This is a genomic window from Stieleria maiorica (assembly GCF_008035925.1).
Classification (GTDB): Bacteria; Planctomycetota; Planctomycetia; order Pirellulales; family Pirellulaceae; genus Stieleria; species Stieleria maiorica.
The window spans coordinates 7,476,278-7,492,643 of record NZ_CP036264.1; the positions used below are offsets into that span (position 1 = coordinate 7,476,278).

The 16,366-nt window shown below is 61.0% G+C and carries 9 protein-coding genes; 8 read left to right on the forward strand and 1 reads right to left on the reverse strand.

Going from position 1 to position 16,366, the window contains the following annotated elements; all coding sequences use genetic code 11:
- Positions 1 to 668 precede the first annotated feature (668 nt).
- From Mal15_RS25400 to Mal15_RS25410, 3 genes are all read left to right on the forward strand, one after another.
- On the forward strand, positions 669 to 3,569 hold the full coding sequence (locus Mal15_RS25400; RefSeq protein ID WP_147870312.1) for a DUF1553 domain-containing protein: 2,901 nt from the start codon (positions 669 to 671) through the stop codon (positions 3,567 to 3,569).
- Between the two features lie 132 nt (positions 3,570 to 3,701).
- On the forward strand, positions 3,702 to 5,108 hold the full coding sequence (locus tag Mal15_RS25405; protein ID WP_147870313.1) for a DUF1501 domain-containing protein: 1,407 nt from the start codon (positions 3,702 to 3,704) through the stop codon (positions 5,106 to 5,108).
- 448 nt (positions 5,109 to 5,556) lie between these two features.
- On the forward strand, positions 5,557 to 6,171 hold the full coding sequence (locus tag Mal15_RS25410) for a peptidylprolyl isomerase (RefSeq protein WP_147870314.1): 615 nt from the start codon (positions 5,557 to 5,559) through the stop codon (positions 6,169 to 6,171).
- A 652-nt stretch (positions 6,172 to 6,823) separates the two neighbouring features.
- On the opposite strand, the gene fusA is transcribed toward Mal15_RS25410, so the two are convergent.
- Positions 6,824 to 8,905: an elongation factor G gene (fusA, locus tag Mal15_RS25415; protein ID WP_147870315.1), complete on the reverse strand. Its 2,082-nt coding sequence runs from the start codon at positions 8,903 to 8,905 to the stop codon at positions 6,824 to 6,826.
- Positions 8,906 to 9,479: 574 nt separating this feature from the next.
- Here fusA and rpsR point away from each other — a divergent pair.
- The 5 genes from rpsR (at position 9,480) to Mal15_RS25440 (ending at position 16,343) form a co-directional block, all read left to right on the forward strand.
- A complete protein-coding gene (rpsR, locus tag Mal15_RS25420; protein ID WP_233903022.1) occupies positions 9,480 to 9,758 on the forward strand; it encodes a 30S ribosomal protein S18 in 279 nt (92 codons plus the stop codon).
- A complete protein-coding gene (locus Mal15_RS25425; RefSeq protein ID WP_147870316.1) occupies positions 9,758 to 10,183 on the forward strand; it encodes an acyl-CoA thioesterase in 426 nt (141 codons plus the stop codon). The genes rpsR and Mal15_RS25425 overlap by 1 nt, the downstream gene beginning before the upstream one ends.
- Positions 10,184 to 10,707: 524 nt before the next feature.
- Positions 10,708 to 12,450: an ABC transporter permease gene (locus tag Mal15_RS25430; RefSeq protein WP_233903023.1), complete on the forward strand. Its 1,743-nt coding sequence runs from the start codon at positions 10,708 to 10,710 to the stop codon at positions 12,448 to 12,450.
- Positions 12,451 to 12,560: 110 nt separating this feature from the next.
- Positions 12,561 to 14,381 carry an ABC transporter ATP-binding protein gene (locus Mal15_RS25435; protein WP_147870318.1) on the forward strand — a complete coding sequence of 607 codons (1,821 nt, stop codon included), beginning with the start codon at positions 12,561 to 12,563 and terminating at the stop codon, positions 14,379 to 14,381.
- Positions 14,382 to 14,702: 321 nt separating this feature from the next.
- Complete coding sequence (locus Mal15_RS25440; protein WP_147870319.1) at positions 14,703 to 16,343, forward strand: hypothetical protein; 1,641 nt, start codon at positions 14,703 to 14,705, stop codon at positions 16,341 to 16,343.
- The last annotated feature ends 23 nt before the right edge of the window (positions 16,344 to 16,366 follow it).

Here is a 16,366-nt window from a genome sequence, read left to right on the forward strand (position 1 = left end):
GGGAGACAAAATCGAGAGGGTCGGCATCACGCCGTCGTGCCCCCATTCAAACGCCCGGATGCGCGCCTGGACTCTCTCCAGCCATCGGCTACCGAGCCCTCCACGCTTGAGCCTGGAATCGGGATCGGCACCGGTAATGTCAGCCGATTCGGAAAACTCGACGTTTTCCTCCGCCACAAAATAGTGATCTGGGCAATTTCGCTCAACCACAGCACCGGGAACTGGACGGCGGGAGTTGGGAGTTGGGAGCTGGGAGCTGGGAGATTCACCCAGGGCCTGTCTAGGACAGCCCTTTAGGGTGGGTGAGTGCGACCAATAGGAAGCAGGGGACACATTGGACCTATCTGTCCGGCATCGGCGGGGCCACGGCATCGGCGGCTGGGGGAATAGGACCAATAGGACATACGGGACATATAGGTCCTATCTGTCCTATTCGTCCTATCGCCCCTGATCGACCCGCGCCGCCCCGCTCCGTCGGGGTCTGTCCCCGTTCGACCGCCGCCGCGTGGGGTCTGTCCCCGGGCGGATGGGGTCTGTCCCCGGGCGGATGGGGTCTGTCCCCGGTTGGATGGGGATTTCGGCAAGGGGGAATTTGGCGTCGTTGGGTGATCTCTGCTACGCTGTAGGACCCCTTCTGCATCGCCCTCGCCACGACGGTCCCGCCACGGATGCGAACTCGAATCCCCTCGCCACCGCTCTGTACGCTGACGTCACTGGTCATTGCCCTTTGTTGGGCCCTTTGTTGGATCGGGCCTGGAGCGCGGGTCGCGACGGCGACGGAGCCCGGCTCGGAGGCGTTCTTCGAACAAAAAATCCGCCCGGTGCTGATCAAGCACTGCTACGAATGCCATTCCGCCGACTCCGATGAAATCGGCGGTTCACTGTGGCTCGATAGCGCCGGCGCGATGCGCGAAGGCGGCGACAGCGGCCCGGCGATCCGCCCCGGTGACGCCGACGCCAGTCTGCTGATCTCGGCCATCCGGTACGAATCCAGCGAAATGCCCCCCGACGCACCGCTTCCCCCAGCGGTGGTCGACGATTTCATCAAATGGATCGACGCCGGTGCGATCGATCCTCGAAAACAATCCCCCGGCGATGCCGCCCGGCCAGCGACAATCGAAATTGACCTCGAACAGGGACGCAAATTCTGGGCGTTTCGCCCCCTGACCGATTTTCGTCGCGGCCTCTCCGAAGACTCGTTGGAGTCGGTACGCCAGAATCTGATCGACCAAGGTGTCGATGACCAACTGGCAGAGCACGGGATCCGGCCGGTCGGCCCCGCCCCACCCGAAACGCGACTGCGGCGACTGGCATTTGATCTGACCGGATTGCCGCCGGATGATTCCATCACTGAGCGCTGGGCGGCTGCGCCAAGCAAGGAAACCTGGAGCCAGATCGTTGACGAATTGCTGGCCTCACGCGCCTTCGCCCAACATTGGGCGAGACACTGGATGGACGTCGCACGCTACGCCGACAGCAACGGCAGCGATTTCAATGCGACGTTCCACGACGCCTGGCGCTACCGCGACTACCTGATCGATTCCTTCGACGGTGACCGGCCGCTGGACGAAATGATCCGCCAGCAGGTCGCCGGCGACTTGCTGCCCGCCGCGACCGACCAGCAGCGGTATGACAACGTCGTCGCAACCACCTTCCTGATGCTCGGCCCCAAGATGCTCAGCGAACGCGCGAAGCAGAAACTGACTCTGGATGTCGTCGACGAACAGATCGACACCATCGGGCGCGCGTTCTTGGGAATGACGCTCGGATGCGCCCGCTGCCATGACCACAAGTTCGATCCGATCCCGACCGAAGACTACTACGCACTTGCCGGGATCTTTCGCAGCACCCAAACACTGAACGGCGAATCGCAAAAATACGTCAGCACTTGGAATCGGGTCGAATTGCCGACGACCGACGATCACCGGCGGTCACTCGACGAACATCGGTCCACGATCGCATCGCTGGAAAAGCAAATCAAGGAAACGACGCAGGAGTTGCAAGCGGCCCAGCGCAGCGAGAACAACGGCATCATCGTCGACGACAGCGAAGCGACCAAGGTCGGCGACTGGACCGCATCGACCTACACCAAAGGCTTCATCGGCGCGGGATACGTCCACGATGACAACGCCAACAAAGGAAAGCTTTCGATCGAGTTTCGCAAACGGCTTCCACAAGACGGCGAATACGTGGTGCGATTCGCCTACAGCAGCAACGGAAACCGCGCCGCGACCGTCCCGGTCACCATCGCGACGGCCGACGGCAACGAGCAATTGATCGTCAGCGAACGCAAGTCCTCCGACACTCCGCCGTGGCACGTCTTGGGGACGTTCACTTTTTCAGCCGACAAAGACGCGGTGGTGACGATCCGAAACGACGACACGGACGGTTACGTGATCGCCGATGCGATCGCGTTCTTGCCGGTCGAGCAGGCGGCGCAGTCCGACGAATCGCGTCAACTGGCCGAGCGGATCGCCACCGCGCAACATCGGCTTGACGCACTGAAGCAACAACTCGATGCCACCAAGAAGAACGCCCCGCCGCCGCTGCCGGTCGCGATGGCGCCGCGCGATCTGCCGACCGACGCAATCGCCGACAGCCCGGTCCATATCCGCGGCGAAGTGAGCAACGTCGGCGAGGTCGTTCCGCGAGGATTCTTGCAAGTCTGCGGTCCCGGCGACGCTTCGATTGATTCCCCTGCAGGCAGCGGCCGCGTCGAGTTGGCTCAGTGGCTGACCGACCCAGACAACCCGCTGGTCGCACGCGTGATGGTCAACCGAGTTTGGATGCACCTGATGGGTGAAGGCATCGTTCGCACCGTGGACAATTTTGGCACTCGCGGCGAGCGTCCTTCGCACCCGCAACTGCTGGACGCCCTGGCGATCGACTTCATGCGACAGGGCTGGCAGCTGAAGCCGTTGATCCGCCGGATCGTGCTTTCCGAAGCCTACAGTCGCAGCAGCGAATTCGATGACCCAGCGGCTGCGTCGGATCCGGAAAACCGCTTGCTGTGGCGGGCCCATCGCAAACGTCTGACGGCCGAATCGATCCGCGACACGATGTTACACGCTGCCGGCGTGCTGACCGAGGAAGAACGTACGGAACCGGTGGCCGATAAAGGCGTCTTGGTGACCAAGAACAACGCCGTGACCAAGGACGTCGCATCCGGATTGGATCAACCCGTGCGTTCAGTTTATTTGCCCGTGATCCGCAGCAACGTTCCGCCGCTGATGACGGCACTGGACGCCGCCGATCCAGACTTGCTGGTCGGCAAGCGACCGACGACCAACGTCCCCGGTCAAGCGTTGGTGTTGATCAACAGTGCCGATGTCGCTGGCTGGGCACAGCAGGCCGCCGACCGGATTTATCAGTCCGAATCAACCTGGCGGGAACGGCTAAGGGCGGCCTATCGCATTTGTCTCTCGCGGCAACCTTCACCAGACGACATGCAGATGGCCGAGCACTACATCGGCCTTACTGATTCAGACGATGATGCCACAACAAAAGAACGCTTCGCTGACTTCGTTGCGGCGATCTTTGCGACCACCGAATTTCGAATGTTGGATTAACGGTCAATGCCAGCTCATTTTTCTGGTTGCGGAACGTGTCAAGCGTTTTGGTCCTCCCCGTACCCCGCCGAAACTCTTGGCGAGTTCCGCTACCGGCAAGTCACGAATTGACAACGCACCAGCAGAAGTAATATGAAAGCACTTGATCCAGCTGCCGAGCCACTTGTCCTCGACCGTCGCCGACTGCTCGGACGCGGCGGGTTCGCTCTCGGGTCTCTGGCCGTTTCGGCAATGACACCGATCGGTGCTCGCGCGGCCGAGGCGATCGACTTGGGTGGCGGGCTGCATCCTACACCGCGGGCCAAGCGGGTGATCTTTCTGTTCATGCACGGCGGGCCCAGCCACGTCGACACGTTCGACTACAAACCACGGCTGGCGACCGATGACGGCAAGCCGTTGCCCTTCGATTTGCCGCCCAATTTGGACGCCGTTCCCAAACTGATGAAGGGGCCTTGGGAGTTCGCGCGCCGTGGTCAATCCGGTTTGTGGGTCAGTGAACTGTTGCCGCACATGGCGACGCACGCCGATTCGCTGTGTGTCATCCGCAGCATGCACACGCGCGGCCAATCGCACGGCCAAGCGGTCGGGATGATCAACACCGGCAGCGACAACCTGGTCCGGCCGAGCGTCGGGGCCTGGATCAGTTATGCGCTCGGCAGTGGCCATCCGGATTTGCCGGCCCACATCGCGATCGGGCCGGCCACGGCACACGGCGGCCCACGTAATTACGGCGCCGCCTTCTTGCCGGCGATGCACCAGGCGACCGCGATCGGCAGCAACGGCAAACCGGGATCCGGAAAGATCCCGCATCTGACCGGCACGGTGGATTCGAATCGAGTGGATCGACGGATGGAGATGCTCGCAGCGCTCAACGCGAGCCACCTGTCGCGGAGCGGCCCGGATCGCGAGATCGAAGGTGCGATTCAGGCGGTCGACCTGGCCCGGCGGATGCGGTCGGCGGCGCCGGAGGTGTTTGATTTGGAATCGGAAACCGCGGCGACCGAGCGGGCGTATGGCATCGACGAAAGTGCGACGCGTGAATTCGGCCGAAGCTGCCTGCTGGCGCGTCGATTGGCCGAAAGCGGCGTGCGATTCATCACCGTGTCCAGCGGCCAGGTTTGGGATCAACACAGCAACCTGCAAAAGGGGCACGAGAAAAACGCGCTGGCGACGGACAAGCCGATCGCCGCGTTGATCACGGATCTCAAGCAGCGCGGGTTGTGGGACGACACGCTGATCGTCTGGGGCGGCGAATTCGGGAGGACGCCGGTCGTTCAGGGATCCAACGGCCGCGATCACAACCCGCAAGGCTTTTCCTGTGTGCTGTCCGGCGGCGGTGTCCGGGGCGGATTCGCGTATGGAGCGACCGATGAATTCGGTTACTACGCCCGCGAAAACCGGGTCCACATGCACGACCTGCACGCCACCATGCTGCACCTGCTGGGGATCGACCACACGCAGCTGACCTATCGCTATGCGGGGCGAGATTTCCGCTTGACCGACGTCCACGGCCGCATCGTCGACGGGATTTTTGCGTAGTGCATGGCTGTCATTTGACGGAAAAACGTAGCTACCTTCGCCAGAAGGTGGATCCCCGGGGATTTCCACGTTCTGGCGGGCGTCGCTACATCGGTCAACGGGCGACGAAACACGCGTGGCATCAGCCGATTCGCGCAAGCGTTCGGGCTTCAGCAGCGATGGAGGCCCGTAGGCTGGCGCCAAACGGCTGATCCCAAGCGGGTTTAGCGGAATCGAAAACGCCAAAATCCTGCGAACTAAATCGCACGATCTTGCGCAGCCCAGGCGGAGCTTGCGGGGACTTTCGCCCCTAGGGCGGAGCCTGGGGACGAGGCATGACACCGCGCCGCCACTGGCCAATCGCTGCGACGTTGTGATAATGGAGCCTCCCACGGGGCGGTCGTGTCGGCCGCTCCGCTAGTTCGTTCACCGTCTTGCCTGTAGACTCTTTCCGCGATCGGAATTCCCCATGCTACGAACCCTTACCGCATTGGCTGTCCTAGCCACCTTCCTGACCATGACCAACGAAGCATCTGCCAAATCCGCCTCTGAAGCCAAAGTCACCCATCAAGTCTATTTCGACATCGAAATCAACGGTGAGCCCGCGGGCCGAATCGTGATGGGCCTGTTCGGTGACGACGTCCCCAAGACCGCCGAGAACTTTCGTGCTCTTTGCACCGGCGAGAAAGGCGTCGGAAAACTGGGCAAGCCCTTGTATTACAAGGGCAGCAAGTTTCACCGCGTGATTCCCGAGTTCATGCTGCAAGGCGGCGACTTCACCGCCGGGAACGGAACCGGCGGCGAGAGCATTTACGGCGAGAAGTTTGCCGACGAAAAATTCGCGTTCCGGCACGACGAAGTCGGTTTGCTGAGCATGGCCAACGCCGGCCCGAACACCAACGGGTCGCAGTTTTTCATCACCACCGTCAAGACGCCGTGGTTGGACGGCAAGCACGTGATCTTTGGACGCGTGATCGAAGGCATGGAAGTGGTCCGGCGCATCGAATCGCTGGGTTCATCGCCGAGCGGTGCGACACGTCTGCCGATCACGATCGCCGACAGCGGCGAATTGAAGGACGAGTAGGATTGAATCGCCTGCCGACGGCGATTCGAAAGTCGAACAACGATGAAGCGGCCCCCATCGATCCGATGGCGGGCCGTTTTTGTTTGCGCCGGTGAACGGGGGGCGTGTTGGTGTTTCGCCTGGAGGGCCCGCCCGGTTCAGGGCGATGCTTTTCTTGCGTGTACGATGGCCCTTCCGGGCTGTCGCCCGTGGGGCTTTGCGCGACGACCTGGAAAGGACGTCGTACAGTAGCGTCTCGACGCCCCGGAAGGGCTGTCGCCCGTGGGGCTCAGCGCGGGCTGTGCAATCTCTGGATTCTGCGGTGGTTCAGAATTCAAGCAAAACCTTTCCGAGATGGAAAGTCGACTCACAGCAGCCATCGGGCGACGAAACACGAATGGCATCAGCCGATTCGCGCAAGCGTTCGGGCCCCAGCGTCGATATAGGCCCGTAGGCTGGCGCCAAACGGCTGATCCCAAGAGGGTTGCGCGGAATTGAAAACGCCAAAAACCCTACGAGGGAAAACGCGAACGAATCGAACGATTTCGCGCAGCCCAGCCTCTGCGCGACTGCCTGGAACGGCCGTCGTACCTAACAGAAAAGGGCCGTCGCGATTGCGACGGCCCTTTCAGTTGGCTGCGTTTCGGGCGGTCAATCGATCCGCCCGTCGAGCTTACTTGCCTTCCTTTTCGCGGCGCTTTTGCTCGACGATTTCTTCTTGGACGTTCGACGGCGTTTCGCGGTAGGTGGCCAGTTCCATAGTGAAGGTTCCCTGGCCTTGGGTCATGCTACGCAGGTCGGTCGAGTAGCCGAAGGTTTCGGCCAGCGGGATCTCGGCGATGATGATGCTGACCCCGTCGACGATGTCGTTGCTGTTCATGATGCCGCGGCGACGGATGACGTCACCGACGACGGTCCCTTGGAAGTCCTCGGGGCATTCGATTTCGATCTTCATGATCGGCTCGAGCAGCTTGGGGGCGGCTTGCTTGAAGTACTCGCGGAAACAGCCTTGGGCGGCCGTGTAGAACGCCTTTTCCGACGAGTCGACTTCGTGGAACGATCCGTCGTCCAGGTCGATCTTGGTGCCCACGACCGGATACTCGGCCAGCGGACCCTTGTTCAGGATATCGCGGAAGCCCTTTTCGATGGCCGGGATGTACTGCTTGGGAATCCGGCCACCGACGACGTGATCCTCGAATTCAAAGCTGTCTTCGCTGATCGAATCCAGCGGGCTGAGCTTGCCGACGATGTGGGCGTATTGGCCCGAACCACCGGTTTGCTTCTTGTGCTTGTAGTTGAATTCGATCATTCGCGTGGGGCTTTCGCGGTAGCTGACCTTCGGCGCACCGACTTCGATCTCGACGTCGTATTCACGTCGGATCCGTTCGATGTAGACCTCCAGGTGCAATTCGCCCATGCCGCTGATCAGGATCTCGTTGGTTTCCTCGTCGGTCATCACGCGGAACGTCGGATCCTCTTTGCGGAACCGTTGCAACGCCTTGCTCATCTTGTCGCCGTCGCCGCGGTTCTTGGGGGTGACCGCGATCTTGATGACCGGATCGGGGACGAACATCGACTCCAGCGTGCACTGGTCACGTTCGACGCCATAGGTGTCACCGCTGGCCGCGTCGATCCCGGTCACCGCGACGATGTCGCCGGCGCTGGCCGAATCGATTTTTTCACGCTTGTCGCTGTGCATCCGAACGATCTGGCTGAAGCGTTCCTTGCGACCGGTCCGCTGGTTGATGTAGGTGCCCGCTTTTTCGATAGTTCCTTGGTAGATCCGCATGAACGTCAATTGACCGAATTCGTCGTCGACGATCTTGAACGCCATGCCGACGAACGGAGCGTCGGGATCCGGTTTCAGTTCGATCTTCTTGGTTTCATCGGCGGGGTCCACGCCGCGGATTTCACGATCCAGCGGGCTGGGCAGGTACCGGTTGACGGCATCCAGCAGCGGCTGGACGCCTTTGTTCTTAAACGCACTGCCCATGTAGACCGGGGTGGCACCGCCCAGCACGGCGTCGCGGGTGACCTTGTAGATCATCTCCAGCGGCACTTCTTCTTCGCTGAGCAACAGCTCCATCATCTCGTCGTTGTACATCGACAGCTGTTCGAGCATGTGGGCACGTTGGGCAACGCACTTGTCCATCAGTTCGGCGGGAACTTCGCCGACGTCGACGTTTTGGCCTTCGTCGCCCGAGAAGCGATAGGACTTCATTTCGATCAGGTCGACGACGCCTTCGAACTTGTCTTCGGCACCGATCGGGTATTGCATCAAGAAGGCTTCGGCACCCAGTTTGTCACGCAGCTGCTGGACGACGCGGAACGGGTTGGCGCCGGTGCGGTCCATCTTGTTGATGAACGCGACGCGGGGCACCTGGTAGCGTTTCATTTGGCGGTCGACGGTGATCGACTGGCTTTGCACGCCGCCGACGCTGCAGAGCACCAGCACGGCGCCGTCGAGCACGCGGAGGGAGCGTTCGACTTCGACGGTAAAGTCGACGTGGCCGGGGGTGTCGATCAAGTTGATCTTGTAGCCCTTCCATTCCAGGCTGGTCGCGGCACTGGTGATGGTGATCCCACGTTCCTTTTCCAGTTCCATGTGGTCCATCGTCGCGCCGTCGCCGCCGCCACGGACGTCTTCGATCTTGTGAATTCGACCAGCGTAGAACAAGATGCGTTCGCTGAGTGTGGTCTTGCCCGAGTCGATGTGGGCACTGATCCCGATGTTTCTAACTTTCTCCAATTTCATCTCATTCACCTAGCTGTCGCAGCCGACCGAAGACGTCTCGGGGACGCGGAAAACAATTCGCGTCAACTTGTTTATTGGAAAGACCGAGAATGGTGGGTCGGAGCAATTTTGTGTTGTGGGGCACCGATCGATGTGGCCTGGTCTGCCCCGCGAGGGGCAAAAAGCACAGCCGTTCGGTACGAGGTCTCAGTAACGGGGAAGGGGCGAATTTGGGGCCGGCGATCCGGGCCGCCAGAACCACGCCGAAAAATTTTTGCGGAATATGGCAAAGGTTGGCCCCAGCGGAAAGGGCAAATTCAACGGGAGGGGCGAACAATTCGACGGGATTTCACACCGTTTTCACGTGATGGCGGTCGGTTTCCTCTTGCCCAAGGGCGTCGGCCGCGGCATACTCTCCCGCTTCTGTTGACTTCCTTTGGCGAGTCGATGAGCCGCCGGCGGGAACGGTTCCCGCTGAAAGCTCCAGTCTCACCGACCACTCGTATTGAAGGCGCCGACACCGCTTAAGCTGATTAAGGGTGCCGCAAGCCGCCATGAGTGTCCGATCGCCACCTGTCCTGTACTGAGCACCATCATGCCAGCCCGACCGATGAGCTCGCGTAGCCGAGCCCGAAAACGTTCACGCGTCCGATCCCGCGCCAAAAAACAAGACCCGATTTTTGTCGACGGTCAACGACCGCGGCCGATGTACGTGGATTACAAGGACGTCGAGCTGCTGAAAAAGATGATCAACCGCCAAGGCCGGATCGTCGGGCGACGCAAGAGCGGTTGCACCGCAGTCAGCCAACACGCCGTGACCGCCGCCGTCAAACGCGCCCGCTACATGGCGCTGCTGCCCTTCCAAGGCGACTGATGAGCTTTCGAACTCGCCGGATGGTCGAGTTTCGTGACACCGATGCCGCCGGAATTGTTCACTTTTCGGCGTTCTTTCCGTGGATGGAATCCGCCGAGCACGAAATGCTTCGCTCGCTGGGAATCAAGGTCCTGCCCGAATCCCACGACGATCCCTCGGTGACCTGGCCCCGCGTCAGCGTCAGCTGCGATTATGCCAACGTCGCGAGATTCGAAGACTGGCTGGACATCGACGTGTCGGTGGTCAAAACCGGTCGCTCCAGTGTTCAGTATCGGTTGGCGTTTTCACGCCAGGGTGGCGATGGTGGGGTGATCCCGATCGCCACAGGGACCATCGTCGCCGTCTGCTGCCGTCTCCGCCCCGGCGGCGGGTTGGAAAAAGCGGTCATCCCCGATGACATCCGGGCCAAGCTGGATGCGGTTTAGGGGTAGGTGCCGCTCTCCACTTCGGGCTGGCATGATCACATCAAACTCAGAACTCGGAACGCATTGCCGGGGTGGCTCCGCCACACGCGGCGGAGCCTGGGTTGCGCGAAATCGTTCGCGTTTTCGTTCGTCGGATTTTGGGGTTCTTATTGTGCGAAACCCTGTTGGGATCAGCCGTTTGGCGCCAGCCTACGGGCCTCGATCGACGCGGGCCTCTATCGACGCTGCCTTCATCGACTCTGGTGCCCGAACGTTTGCGCGAATCGGCTGATGTCACTCGTGTATCGTCGTCTTCCGAGTGCCTCGGCAGGCCGCTCGCTGACGCGTCCCGCTGGCATTTCTGCTTGCCCGCCGGCGAAACTGAGAATTCTGTTCCCAGCCGGGCAACCATTTGGTGACTCGCTGCGTAGCGATCAGTCGGCGGAAAAGGTCCGTCGCACGCACTCGTCACCCTTCCCTTCGTTGCTGCCCCGCTCATGGCCCCGTCTGCGCTATCGGCTCCCGCCGCTCTTTCCGCTCTTCCGTTGGACGCTTCGCAATTGTTTCCCGGACCGATGATGCTGGGGCAGATCGCAGACTGGTTCCCGATTTGGGTCACCCCGATCTACACGATTGCGATCGGATTGCTGTTGGGAGCTGTCGCGGCGGCCGTTTTCTACGCCGCCCTGGCGTTGCTGTCGTTCATCCCCCCGCTGGGCAAGCTGGCCGATTCATCGACCACCGGGAATATCGCTTCGATCGTGATCGGGGTGGTGTTTGCAGTCGTGCTGTGCGGCCAGTACGCGATGTCCGACGAGGGAGCGGTCCAGCCGCTGATTTTGCCCCTGGTTCTGATCGGATTGGTGATGGGGTACGCGGTGGTCTATGGGATGTGGTACCGCACGCGAGTGGAATGGGGAGAGATTCTGACCGAGGGGATCGTGCCCTACGTGTTGTCCGTCGCGGGGGTTTTTGTGTTGATCGGATTGGCGGGCACCTACTTCATTTCCGAGCCCATGCGATTCGTCCGCGCGCTCTCGGAAGTGCATGTGATCGGTGACGGAACGAGGGAAGTTGCGTTGACGATCCCGGGGGCGGATCCATCGGTCAGTCCCGACGCGGCGACGTTTCACCCGCAATCGATCGAATACGATTTGATCGGGATTTCGGAGTTGAAGATTTCGACCGACAAGACGGTGATGCTGTCCGACGGTGCGACGATGGCGGAATTCAGCCGCAACCCGACGCGCGTCGATGCCGGCGAGACGCTGGTGTTTCGCTATGAGGACCGCGATCAGCCGCCGCTGCCGCAAGATTCGTCGCGGTTCCACATTCAAAACCGCGAACTCGACCCGGCGACCGTCACCATCACCATGACGTCGATCCCCAGGATCCCCGAGATGACGCAGGCTGCCGGGATCGGCGGGCTGGTGTTCTTTTTGCTCAGCGGACTGGTCGCGTTTCGCCAAGCCGCCCCGCGAGTCTGGGCACTGGCTTGGTCGACGGCGAAGAACGAAATGGCGCAGACGCTGTATCTGATCCTGTTGGTCATCGGCGTGGTCGGAGTCGTCATCTTTTCGATTTACCCGTTCAACACGCTCGGTGACGACATCCGCATGTTCAAGGACAGCAGCGTGACACTGATCATGGTGCTGGCGATGCTGCAAGCGGTGTGGAGTTCGGGGACCTCGGTCAGCGAAGAGATCGAAGGCCGAACGGCACTGACGGTGTTGAGCAAACCGGTGTCCCGACGCTCGTTTCTGTTGGGCAAGTATGCCGGAATCATCATGTCGGTTGCGGTGATGTTCGTGATTATCGGGGCAGTCTTGCTGTTGTTGATGGCGTACAAGCCGATCTATGATGCTCGGGAAACGTCCAAGGCGACGCCGATTTGGGAGATCGGATTTGAGGAGATCATGTCGACTGTCCCGGTGTTGGGGTTGTACTTCATGCAAACGATGGTGATCGCTTCGATCGCGGTCGCCCTGGCAACCCGGCTGCCGCTGTTGGCCAATTTGATTCTCTGTTTCGTGATCTATGTCATCGGCAACCTGACCCAACCGCTGGTCGCGTCGGCCCAGGGGGAAAACGCGCTGGTGGGCTTCTTTGGCAATTTGATCGCGGTGATCGTGCCGAATTTGAATGTATTTAACGTTCAAAGTGCGATGGATAGCGGAAGCCACGTGCCCTGGATCTACCTGGCCGGTTCTTTTAACTATCTTGTATGTTTCGCGGTCGCGATTTGGATGTTGGCGATGCTGTTGTTCGAGGACCGCGACCTGGCATAGTGGGTGAACGGAAAGACAGGTTTTCGCGAAGGCGGAGACCGCCGGCTGGGACCGGCAAGCGATTCGTTCTCCAATGACACCGTGACGTTCATCATCGGGGAGCCGTTGCTTTGAATCGATTCCATACTCTTTCGGCAGCCCGTCGCGAACCGGAGGCGGGCCCGGGCGCACTTTCCTCGTTGCTTTGGGCGACACTTGCCGGCCTGCTGATCCCCTGTGTGGTCCTGGTGGTCGGGCTGATCTCGTTGTTGCTGGAATCGAGAGAATTGCGTCAGGCGTCGGCGCGGCTGGGGGCGAATTTGTACATCCAGCTTCCGGCCTCATTTGTCGACCAGCCACCGCTGGTCCAATTGACTCAGCTGACTTCGCTGGCGTTTGCGATGGCGGTGGTGTTGAGTGTGGCGGTGTGGCGTCATCGCCGTTTGGCCGATCGTCGTGCGGCCGCGATCACCAAGGCACTGCATCAAAAAGTGCTGAAGCAGAGCGTGCGCCGGGCGGAACTGGAGGGCGCCGCGGCGCAATCGTTGAACGCTCAGAAACTGATCGGTCGACACCTGCCGGCCGTTCAAGCCGGGCTATCGTTCTGGTATCGCTCCATGCCGCGCAGCTTGTTCCTCTTGCTGGGGTGCGTCGTGCTGGCGTTATTGGTTCACATTTGGTTGGCCGTGGTTGCCGTGATCAGCGGCGTGATGGTTTGGCGGATGTACCGTTTTGTGCGTGGCAGCGACTTGGACGAAGTCGGTCGGTGGGAGCTTCCCCAGTTGCGTGCCCAAATGGCGGCCTTGGTCGGCCGCGCCCCTAAGATGGCTCGTTTAAGAGCCCAGGGGATTGCCGAAGCATCGTTTCAGCATGAACTGGACCAGTTGTACCAGAAGCTACGGGAGAAGGACGCCGAACGTGCCCGCGTCTGGCCGCTGATGTTCTTGGCCGCGTCGGCGGCGATCGCCATCATGGTCATCGGCTTGGGATTGAATTTGCTGGAGACCGAAGCGGGGCTAAGTCTTTCGTCGGCCGTCGTGCTCGGCCTCTCGCTCGCCGGCGCGGTGACGGGCGTCTGGCGGTTGCAGTCGCTGGGGAAAAAATTGCGTGACAGCGGGACCGCCTGCGATGCCGTTTATTCCTACTTGCGACGAAGTGACGAAGCGACCCCGTCGGAGCAACGCGTCGGATTGGCCGGGTTGAGAGACGGCGTGGAGTTTCGCGACGTGACCTTGGTCGATTCCCATGGCCAGCCGATCCTGAATCATATCACGACCGAGTTCACGCCCCAGTCTCTGGTCACGTTGCTCGGAACGGATTCGGTGTCGCCGCAAGCGATGGTCGAATTGTTGATGGGGTTTGGACGCCCGGGATCGGGAGAGGTGCGGATCGACGGGCTAAGGCTGTTGGAAGTACACCCGGCTTCATTGGCCAAGAATGTGATGTGGATCGAACCATCCGGCCCGCTGTGGGACGGGACGATCGAAGAGAACCTGGCGGCCGGAAGCGGTGGCACGATCAGCAACGCGGACATCGTCGATGCGCTCCGCGAGGTCGATGTCTATGACCAGATCCAACGTCTGCCGGAAGGCTTGTCGACCTACGCGACGGTCGAAGGCGTTTCGCTTTCGACCGAAGCGACCTATGGGATCGGATTGGCCCGCGCGCTGTTGCATCGCCCACCGATCCTGTTGGTCGGTGAACCGCCGGCCCCCAATGCACAGCTCGCCGACGATCCGTGTTTAAAGGCGATCAAGAAGCTGGTCGACCAAGGTTCGTTGGTCGTGATGCTGCCGCGCCGGCTGCAAACGTTGCGGACGGCTGATCGCGTGATCCTGCTGAACGGTCCCAACCTGGCCGGCGAAGGCAAACACAGCGACCTGCTGGCCGACAGCGATCTGTATCGCCACTTGAACTACCTGCTGTTCAATCCCTATCGCCCGGGACGGTAATCGCCCGGTGTCGCGACGTTTCCAAACGTAGCTACCTTCGCCAGAAGGTGGTGCGGACGGAGTGCAGCACGCATCGTTTCACCACGCGACTGCAACGATTATCCCAGTCGTGCGGTATTCCGGTCGTCCATCGGTCGCGGGCGACGATTCTTTCCCCATTGCCGGATTCATTTCAGGCACAATGAGTGCGTTGACGCAGGTACCCTCGTTCGCACGGTTTCTGAGCTACGCTTGCTCAGCCGCCGCGACGGCGGGCACGTCGGGCGGTTCACGCGTCCCGATCCGCTCAAACCGAATCCTCAAACGACGACGGCCGATCCAATGAACCGACTGAGAAAGAGCCTTTGCGTAGCAATCGTCGGCGGGATGCTCGCGACGGTCCCGTCCGAATCCTCGGGGCAAGACATCATCGGCGAAGCGTTGGGGAAAGTCATCTTGCCGGCAGTCGGACCGGTCATCCTGGATCGTGCCGGCGGCCAGATCTTGGAGAAGGGCTTGAACGGAGGCTTCCGACGCGGAGGAGGCCTTCCAGGGCGCGGTTCGTCTCGTCCGTCCAGACGCCAGGGATCTTCCGGGTCACAAACGATTCCATCCCAGACGTACCAAGTCCAGCCCCAACCCCAAAGCAGTCCACAGCCCAGCCCATCGCCCGCGCCCACTCCGCCCGCGGTCCGTCCCCCGGCAAACACGATCGTCGCGCGGCCCGCGGTTTCGCCGAACCCTTCGCCGACGGAAATCGCATTGACCCACGTCGTGTCGGCCGGCCCGCAATTGACCGCTCAAGTCATCCGTGTCGAAGCGGCCGAGATCGCCAGCCAGATCGACCAGGCCGTTGCGCGATTCCTGGATCAATCGAGTTCAGATCCGGCCGTGGACTCGCTGCGCCGTGATTACGGGCGCTTGTCGAATCAATCGCGTGATGAAGGTGCCCGGTCGGCATTGTTGGCAGGCCATGACGACGCCTTGGCCCAGTTGGGCAATCGCCAATCGTGGACGTCACTGATCGGCGCTGCCGATGCTGCCGATCGAATTGCGGCGCTGGCACCGGAGTCCGACTCGGAAACCCTGACGCAAGCCATCGATGAACTGCGGAGTGAACTGACCGGTGTGACCGGACCGGTGTTAACAGGGAATGAGCTGGCGATCATCGCCCAACGCGCCAAGAACATCCGCAACATGAGCGTGATGAGTGAGATCGCGCGGGTGCTGGGGGCCCAGCGTCGCGACGACTTGTTTGTGCGGATCGCCGAGGCGGCTGTCAAAAGCGATGCACCCGAAGAGGCGATCGCGGGCTTGTTGGGTGTCGGCCTGGGGCTGGCCGGCAACGCGGTCACGGACATGCAATTGCCCGAGGGCATCCCGGCGGTCGTGCTCTACAGCCCGTCGATCAACACGTCACCGATCAGTTTTGTGTGTGACGATGCGCTCGAGATCACACTCGCACCCGGTGAAATGGTGCCGCTGGATCAAGCCTTCGTCGTCGCGTTTCAAAACGGAAAGGGCGCCGTCAAACGCTACACGATCAACGACGGCATGTATCGCTGGGTGGTCGGTCAAAACGGTTGGGATGTCCGTCAAAAGACCGCCGTCGAGGTCTCCATCGATGCCAGCGGCTCTCCCGCCGAATTCCATTATCTGATCAACGGCCAGCCGCAGAGTGCCCCAGCCGGATCGGTGATCGAGCACCGTCTGGACGGACCGGTCCGAATCGATTTCGACACCGGACTCGGCGATGGCAGCAGCAATTCCACGCTGGTCACGCCTGGCAATTACGTCGTCGGCGTCAATGCGGAAACGGGAGGCTGGGACTTGCATATCCAGCGGCAACCGCAGTCGGTCGAGGAATCAACCACATCGATCGCAAAGCAGCATTGGCGAGAGAGTGTTGCTCAAGCCCAACGGAGGCTTTCGATCGATCCGGCCGAGGCGAAGGTCGACGCGCTGTTGGATTTGATCGAATGACAGAAGCTGCCAGCGACAAGCCG